This window comes from Dyadobacter sp. LHD-138 (assembly GCF_030929615.1).
Lineage (GTDB): Bacteria > Bacteroidota > Bacteroidia > Cytophagales > Spirosomataceae > Dyadobacter.
On the sequence record NZ_JAVFVU010000077.1, the window covers coordinates 1 to 8,504 of the forward strand.

The 8,504-nt window shown below is 42.7% G+C and carries 6 protein-coding genes; 1 reads left to right on the forward strand and 5 read right to left on the reverse strand.

Annotated features, from left to right (window positions below; translation table 11 throughout):
- A partial coding sequence (locus RB622_RS29635; RefSeq protein WP_409022089.1) for a helix-turn-helix domain-containing protein occupies nt 1–535 on the reverse strand: 535 nt, incomplete at its 3' end.
- A 561-nt stretch (nt 536–1,096) separates the two neighbouring features.
- On the opposite strand from RB622_RS29635, the gene RB622_RS29640 reads away from it, so the two are divergent.
- On the forward strand, nt 1,097–1,576 hold the full coding sequence (locus tag RB622_RS29640) for a transposase (protein ID WP_308050456.1): 480 nt from the start codon (nt 1,097–1,099) through the stop codon (nt 1,574–1,576).
- Between the two features lie 380 nt (nt 1,577–1,956).
- On the opposite strand, the gene RB622_RS29645 is transcribed toward RB622_RS29640, so the two are convergent.
- The 4 genes from RB622_RS29645 to RB622_RS29660 form a co-directional block, all read right to left on the reverse strand.
- Nucleotides 1,957–3,225, reverse strand: a complete 1,269-nt coding sequence (locus RB622_RS29645; RefSeq protein ID WP_308050457.1) for a hypothetical protein — start codon at nt 3,223–3,225, stop codon at nt 1,957–1,959.
- Between the two features lie 761 nt (nt 3,226–3,986).
- The gene (locus RB622_RS29650; RefSeq protein ID WP_308050458.1) at nt 3,987–4,796 is read right to left on the reverse strand and encodes a hypothetical protein; all 810 of its coding nucleotides are present in this window, start codon (nt 4,794–4,796) and stop codon (nt 3,987–3,989) included.
- A 270-nt stretch (nt 4,797–5,066) separates the two neighbouring features.
- Entirely contained in the window at nt 5,067–7,472 is a 2,406-nt protein-coding gene (locus tag RB622_RS29655) for an ABC transporter permease (protein WP_308050459.1), read from the reverse strand.
- 300 nt (nt 7,473–7,772) lie between these two features.
- Nucleotides 7,773–8,342, reverse strand: a complete 570-nt coding sequence (locus RB622_RS29660; protein ID WP_308050460.1) for a CPBP family intramembrane glutamic endopeptidase — start codon at nt 8,340–8,342, stop codon at nt 7,773–7,775.
- Between the last annotated feature and the right edge of the window lie 162 nt (nt 8,343–8,504).

Here is an 8,504-nt window from a genome sequence, read left to right on the forward strand (position 1 = left end):
GTTTTTCGTCTACACAAATAACAATGGCGTTCATGGGCGGCGTTAAATACAGCCCGACAATGTCTGCTGATTTTGCAGCAAAATCCTTGTCGGCACTAATGCACCAACTGCGTTGTCTGCTTAAATGAATGCCTTCCTTCTTTAATAATCGCCAGATTGCATCGGTACTACAATTGAGCTCAGTAGCAAGAAGCGGCGCATCCCATCGAGAGTAACCGACTGGTGGTGTTTCACTTATCTTTTTAAGTACAGATTCATTGAAAGCTGCATCATAAATAACTGCACGCCCAGCCTTGGGCTGGTCTTCTAACCCTGACAAGCCTTTTGACTGATACGCCCTACGCCAAAAAATTACTTTATTAGCGTACGTTCTCAGCTCCTTAGCTATCTCAGAAGGCTGACGGCCTTTGCTGCTTTCAATCACAATATAGGCCCGATCATTTTCTTTTCGGGAAATATTTCTACTGCGAATTCTTCTTTCCAGTTCTAGTTGATCCGCTTCCGGAATCGGATATGGCGACACTTTTCTTGACATGCCATAAATATAATACTTTTATTGAATTTAATGAATAATATCTATGCAATTAGACGGTAGCTTTGTTTTTACTGTCAAAAAATCCTGAAAAAATCAGTATGAAGCGTAAACGAAAGAGGGCATCAAGAGATAATGCCTTCTTAATTAACATTTTGAAAAATTATTAATTTTGGTGCGGAAGCCCTGATGCGTAAAGCAGATACGATAGCCATTCGGGAATATTTCTTTTCATACACAAAAAGATAATTGCTGCCCTGGGCTTGTCTTTTCGAAAGAATACCCAAGGAAAATTTTACTAAATACGCTGTTCCACGGTTTCACGAAACGTCGATTTTAATGGTAGTTTTTGAGAGAATACTCTATTAAGAATTATCTTTTTATAAACTAAGAATATGTTTTGGATTGTATTAAACCAATAAAGAGAGTCGGTCGTCAAACTTGTTGAATCTCACCTCAAACAAGTTTATGAAATCAAATTTCACGGAAATGACGGCACGGGCCGCCCCGCGACGCTCAATGCGGTCCGCCGCGCGGGCGAAATATGGAAAGTAAATATCCTGCGTGGCAGACGGCTTACAGCGCGGCTGCCGTTACCATTTTCGGCAATTTAAACTGCGAGGAATTTGGAGTCAATTGCTTGAATTTACAGCAGTTAGGGTGAGCGAATCGCTTGATAAGCAGGCGCCCCCAAGCTTATTAGCGATTGATAGCCAAGTTGTCAAGAAAATGCAATTCATTAATCTGGATACAGGTATTGATGGCGGCAAGAGCGTAAATGGGCGCAAGAGGACAATACTTGTTGATACACTTGGAATACCTTGGTCTGTCAAAGTAACGGCTGCTAATATATCTGATAACCAGGGAGCTATATTGGCTGTTAGCTCCTTAAAAGGGAAAGCTCCAAGCCTTCAAAAGATTACAGCCGATGGTGGTTATAAAACAACTTTTGTTGATTATGTGACCAGAGAGTTTAAGTGGGAGGTAGAAATTGCACAAAAACCAGAATCGACCCAGGGATTTGTTCCTAAAAAGAACCGCTGACAGGTGGAAAGGTTCCTTCGGATGGTTAAATTTTAAGCGTCGATTGTTTAGAGATGTGGAGAAAAACAGAGGGGGACGCCCAGTCAATCTGCTGAAGCTATGATTGAAATCGCATTATTATCCATTTTTCTGAATAGAATGACAAAATAAGCTTCCAAAACATATTATTAGACAAAAATTCAAAACAATTTACCCGTATTGACTGCCGGAATGAAGCTCCGGTTGGTCGATGCGGGTAAAATTCTGGTTGAACACAACGGTAACGACATGCTGTCAAAATTCTGATGTATTTTTAGCATTTTGACAGCATAGCTTACTTTTTCGGACTGCATCACGGTGATTTACGTCCTGCGTGTCGCCGTGGAGATAATTAACTTTCTCTACTTCATCCTGCCAACCTGTTCCTGAAACCGTGTCAAATCATCTTTGGCGGTTTTGGCCGTTTCCAGTCCTTTGCCTGCACTTTTGATTGCTTCTGGCTTTTTGTCCATTTTCCAATATGCTTCTGCCAGTTCATAATACAGGCTGGCCATTACTTTAGTATTGGCTTCCGTTGATTTGGCCAGACGTATGCCTTCGTTCGCCCAAATGGGAAGCTCCGACAAATATGAATTGTCCGTTGCTTTTTCATTGAAATATTTCATCAGATAAGCGTAATCAGAAAGTCCCAGCGACGAGGCCTGTTTACGATATTCATTAAATCGTCGTACGGCCGCTTTTGTATTTTTCTCGCGTAAATAAGCGTCCAGCTCTTTGAGCAGCAAACGGGCAGATGCTTCTGTTTCCGTCACACCGATCTTAACCATATCCTTACGCATGTTCACGATCCTGGCCGAGGGATAAACATCACCTTTGGGGCCATACAAAGAATGGAAAAGTATGGCTTCACCGGCTTCCTTCACATCTTTTGCAGGATACTTCGACTTAAACTCATTCAAATGGGTGAAGAAATAAGCGGACAGTGGGTTGTCGACATCGTTAATAAGGCGTTGCAAAATGTAAAATCCGGCCTGGCTGGTGATATCCTGCGGGCTGGTCAGGAGTTTACCCAGCGTGTCATTGATTTCTGTCAGTGCTATCTGGTCTTTAATCGTTTTACAATATTTTCCATAATTGATAAGGAACATGAGATCGCGGTCTCCGCTTTTGAACCGGGTTGCATAACTGCCCGTTCGTTGCATGGGATCAAGTGCGGCACGGCCTGCTGCCAACACTTCCTCAATAAATTCCGCACGTGTTTTACGCTCCGCCGGCGTTACAAGGTGAATAAGATCGCCGTTGAAATCGAAGAAAAACATGATCGGAAATTCCGGATAGGTAACTCCCTTGCTTTTTTGAAATGCTGCGGACTCTTTGGAATTGGCCTCGGTTTTCCAGCTTATAAAATTGGCGTTGAAAAAATCGCCGACACTTTTTTCGGTTAATACAGGAGCGAGGGCCTCACAATGCGGGCAGCCGTTCAAATACACTTCTACGAAAACTGGTTTTTTTACAGTTTTGGCTTTTGTCAGAATGGTGTTGAAGTCGCCCGAAATGAAGTTAATACCTTGGTTGGTGATTTTTTGTGTTTGAGCGAGGAGTATTCCGTTCTCAAAAAAACTTGCAACAACAATGAAGAAAACAGCGAGGGTGCTTTTCGAATTTTGCATGAAAATTAATGTGTGTAACGTATATGATAAACTGTCGGCAAAAATAAGCAATTTTATATTTATTGAAAGAGACCTTCAACATAAAAGCGGATTAGCATTTTAAGTAAAAATACTGAAATTCATATACTCAAAGTTGATACGTGGAGGTTAGGAAGTAATGTTTGTAGCCGGGTGTTTATGCTGGTGCACAGTTACGATAGCAAATATACGGGCAATCAATTGTGGTAGAAACGAGTAGCTCATTTTTTCTATACAATACCTTGAGATACTCTCTGATTTTAAAGCGGTTAAAAGTAGAGTCTTCGGTGTAATTTGTTGTGACGACTAATTGGTTTTATCTGTGCTTCAGTGTTTCTCTGATCGATTTAGTATCGGTCCGCCAGCCACGGTCATATGGGGTGTAAATGACCGACAGGCCCAGAATTTTGTCATCTACCAACATAATAAGCTTGTTCCATTCATAGTTGATGAAGGACTCACCCTCACTAACATTGTCGGAATCATGGACGTATTGGTATCTTTCTTTTAAAAACGTCATTACTTCACTGCGCGTCTCGGGGCTGTCCTTAAGTTGCAAAATCGAGAATCCAAGCCCTTGTTCACTGGTTAACTCATAAGCAACGGCTCGTACGTCCCGGTTTTCGCCTTCAAATTGGAGCTTGTATGTTTGTCTATCTACTTCGTAGTATAAGTTCTTTACACCGTGAGGAGCTTGATACTATTAAATTTGGAGGTCGCTGACAATTCGGTAGTTGTTTTTATCATTCTATTTGCTTTTTATCGAGTGTTGGCTTCAGCTTTTCATAACTCCTTAGTCGCCAAATAATAAAAGTCACAAGTTCGTCTGAAATTCGGGGAGGAGCAATGGACTTCAGATATTTACGCCTCCCATTAAAATATACAATAAGGGTAATGACAGGTGAATCTGCTCCTTTTATGTCCCCAAATCTAAGCGTTCTTAAATTGCAAGTTTGTAATTGATGAATCAGTTCCTTATAGGTATCATCATCCAACACAGCTGAATAATTGCCGGATGCCAGGCCATTTTTTCCGCCCCAACAAGTATTCACGTAATTCATGTATAGATTTTTGCTGCTGTCAATCTGCAAGGCTGCCGTTGGCCCACTCATCTTGGAGTGATATATCAATTTTTCAAAAACAATCGTCTTGTCACTAATATATTTCTTCTTTTTTAGAGTAATAACAGACCGGTTCTGAAAGTATGTTTTTGAAAAGTCAGAAACAGGCCGGACAACAAGAATAGAATCATTGACACTCACAACTTTCAGATCATAGCGATCAGTATATTCAGTTTTAAACTGGGTGAACGAACTCGTATATATGTGTTGAAAGCTTAATGTGTCACTAAAAATGAATAAATGAAATCGATCTTCATTCAACAACTTATTTGAAAGATAATTGAAATTCGAATCACGACCTGTGTATAAAATTTCAATCAGATCCTGTTCAGCGCTGATCCAGGTTCCTTTTAACGTTTCAGGTTGAGCAAATGCAATGCTACCCGAAAAAGTCAGGAAGGATAATATTGTGGCAACCACAAATTTTTTCACGATAAATTGTATATGATTGAATGATAACCAAATATATAATTTAATTATATATAGTAGTGATTTCTTTTGGGCGAGATGTTAACTTCCTTAAAAGATCTAGAGTAATGAAGAAGACAATACTTATCCTGTTTAACGGTCGTTTTGCTGCGATTAACCCAAAATTCAATGCATGTCGAATTCCGGAGCGAAGTGTCCCAAAAAGGATAGTTTTGAAGAAGCCGCGCTCAGATACTGCTGGGCGGCTTCTTAAATATGGGTAAAATTATTTTCTTATTCGCTTCTTAATGATTTCACCGGGTTCATCAGGGCCGCTTTCACACTCTGGAAACTCACCGTTAGCAGCGCAACGGCTGCCGTTGCCAGGAGCGCCAGCAGAAAAATGACTGGACTAAGTGAAATCTTGTACTCAAAATTATTAAGCCAGCCTTTCATCACCCACCAAGCCAAGGGGGTGGACAATAAAAAAGCTATCCCAATCAACTGTATAAACTCCCGGCTAAACAACCACAGGATATTATTCACACTGGCTCCGAGTACTTTGCGAACGCCAACTTCTTTTGTTCGTTGTACAACCATGAACAAGACGAGTCCGTAAAGGCCCATGCAGCCAATGAGCAAGGCTATCCCGGCAAAAAAGTTGATCAGTCTGCCCAACGTCTGTTCTTGTTGGTAGGCTTGCTGAATCTGGTCATCTACAAACGCGGATTCGAAAAAGCTATCGCTATACACTTGGTTGTAGACCTTTTCCAATTGACTCAAAGCCCGGCTATAGTTGGCAGAGCGGAGCTGAATATTGGCCGAGTAAAAGCCGGTGGCTAACGTGGTCAGAAAAAGCGGATTAATTCCCTGTTTGAGGTCGAGCTGATTATAATCCTTTAAAACTCCGACAATTGCAAGGGGGGCAAAACCCTCTTTATGCAGGAACTTGCCCACCACATCCGTCGGCTTGGTGAAGCCCAGCCGCTTCATGAATGTCTCGTTTATGAGTGTCTCGCGGGCTGTGTCAGAGGGCTGCAGGTTGCGTCCGGCTACTAATTTTAGACCATACAAGTCCACGTATTCGGCATCAATCCAGGTTTGTTGTGGGCCAAATGGCTCTTTTTCAGGGCGGGTGTCGAAGCGGACGCTTGTTTGACTCGTCCAGCCTGACTGGGGAGGCCCACCCATAGAGTAGCTGAACCGGCCTACCTCGGGAATGGCTTTGACCAGGTTACGGAACGTACGCATCTTACTGAGGTCCTGTGACGGTAGGTCTGGTAGTTTTACGGCCAGAATCGCGTCCTTTCTAAAACCAAGGTCCTTTGTCTGAACATAGCTGAGTTGATTGGCCACAACAATCAATCCTATAATAAGCATTTGTGAAATGGCGAACTGCGTCACCACCAGTCCCCGTCGAAGGGAAAAACCACCGGTCTGCTGCGTGGTGAGCCGTCCCGCTAATGCTACAACCGGTCGGAAACCCGCCAGGACCAGCGCGGGATATAGACCCGCCAGCAGAATAACGATCGCCACCAGAAGTGCTAGCCATCCCAGCACCGATGGTGAAAAGTAAAATGTAAATCGGAAAGGGCCATGCAGGTAAGTATGTGCCAGTGTCTGACCATACTGAAATATACCTATTGCAAAAGCCAGCGCCGCTAGTACAATAAGCGTCGTTTCGCCCATAAACTGCCAGAATAGTTGCGTTTTTGTGCTGCCCAATACTTTCCGGACTCCCACTTCCCGCGCCCTGTTGAGCGCCTGTGCCGTGGCCAGGTTGACAAAATTAATACTCGCCGTACCGATCAGAAGCACGCCAATCAATACCAGTGACAGCAATAACCCTGGGCTGACACCTCCATACTCCGTCGATAAGTGCATCGTGCTGAAGGGTATGGCTGGGTAGGATGTTTCTTTAACTTTCTGAGGGTTATATTTTTTTACGAACGATAGCTGTTGCCGGTTCCAGTCTGCGACGGTAAAGCGGTCATTGAACAGGGCGTAACAATGGGTACTGCCGTTGGTGTTGTCAAAGCGTTCATCTTCGGGTCGGGCGTTACGCTGCTCCTTAAGTGAGCCCCATGAGGCCATGATCGAGTAAGATAAATCGGTATTGTCCCGGTAGTCGGCGAACACACCCACGACCCGGGCAGTAATGCGGGCATCGAGCCGGACGATCCTTCCTATGATGTTGGTTGTAGCACCGAAGCATTTTCTTGCCATCTCAGCACTCATAACCACTGTTCCTGGCTGGCTAAGGTCATCTGGTCCTCCCGCCAGCCAAGTGTAATCGAAGATGCTGAAATAGGCCGGTTCAACAAAGGCGCCATTGTGATTTTTGTCCTTAATTTTCTTATCGGCCTGTTTGTTGATCGGAACTGAAACCAGTGGTGAATACCACTCTTCCAACATTGCAATATGCTCAATATCAGGGTAATCATTGCGAATGGCCTGGCCGAGTGGATAGGGGATACCCTGAATGTTAAACGCCCCGCCAGCCGAAGAAAACCGGGAGGTTAATTGATAGATCCGGTCGTAATGACGATGGTGATGGTCGGTTTGGTAATGAAACCGAACAAGCGCGAAAATCAGCAGTGCACAGCCCATGCCAAGTGCCAACCCTGTTATGTTAATGAACGCGTAAGCTCGGTTCTTGCTGAGATTACGCCATGCGATTTTAAGGTAGTTTCGCAGCATATCTTTCAATAGTGATGTATTGATAAAGCCAATAAAGTTTCAATTTCTTACTACTCAATTATTATACCATGCATTAGAAAACTGCCTTACAATGAGGAGGGGCTATTTTAACGAGGCAAACTGTGCGATTTCGGACAGTCTATGTTCGTTATTGGATTTACTCAGGTAGACTATATCTGATTTTCTGACACTCAGATTAGAAGTTGTGTATACGTTAACTGTTTCACGCACCATAGCTAAGCCCATAATATTTATTTTCTGAAAAAACGGAGGTTTTTGGTGATACTTGTATTACAACACTTATGCCGGGCTGAAATTCTGTTTTCGAAAAAGATACAGACCAACCACAGATAGTGCGACAGAGATGATGCATGATATCCAATTGTCAGAAATAATCTCAATATATCTTCCTAAAAAAGGCCATTTTTGGTGGGTAAATGCTGTTAGAACAAAAAGCGAATTATTAACAGCATGCGCTACAACTGGTATCCAGATGTTTCCAGACCAAAGAAATAAATACCCGAATAAGGCACCTATAAGCAACCGCGGAAAGAAGCCGTAGAACTGAAAATGAATTAGACTAAAAATAGTTGCGGCAACCCAAATGCTCTTAATTGGGCTTAGCCCCCAGTCGTTTAACTTTGTTTGAAGCACTCCTCGGAAAAAAACTTCCTCTCCAATTGGACCGACAAGGCCGAATACCATCAGGGCAACTAGTAATTGTGAGAGGGATTCAATTCGTAAGAGCCCTTGAGTCAGCAAAATCTTCTCCTGTTCCTTGACACGCATCCAGTTTTCAACTTCTTTGAAAATCTCAGGAAATTGAATATTTTGATTCCAATCGATGATTTGATGATTGACAGGAATCAAAAAAAAGATAACAGCTATTGCTATCCAAGCGGATGAAACATCACTAAGAGTATGTTTTGGATTGTATTAAACTAATAATGAGAGCCAGTCGTTAAACTTGTTGAATCTCACCTCAAACAAGTTTATGAAATCGAATTTCAAAGAAATGACTGACTCTCAATG